At 72.3% G+C, this 213-nt stretch carries 1 protein-coding gene; it reads left to right on the plus strand.

What is annotated here, in order from left to right:
* Positions 1-213, plus strand: a 213-nt coding sequence (locus tag IG62_RS42890; RefSeq protein ID WP_037840514.1) for an AIR synthase-related protein, incomplete at both ends; no start/stop codon positions are given.

Below are 213 nucleotides of genomic sequence, written 5' to 3' on the forward strand. Positions count from 1 at the left end.
CTCCCGCGACGGCATGATCGACGCCGCCCACGACCTGTCCGACGGCGGCCTGATCCAGGCCCTCGTCGAGTCCTGCCTGCGCGGCGGGACCGGTGCCCGGCTCGTCGTGCCCGGCGCCCTGGATGCGTTCACCTTCCTCTTCTCCGAGTCGGCGGGCCGTGCCGTCGTCGCCGTACCGCGCAGCGAGGAAGTCCGCTTCACCGACATGTGCAC

This window comes from Streptomyces sp. NRRL S-337, from assembly GCF_000720175.1.
In the GTDB taxonomy this organism is placed as follows: domain Bacteria; phylum Actinomycetota; class Actinomycetes; order Streptomycetales; family Streptomycetaceae; genus Streptomyces; species Streptomyces siderophoricus.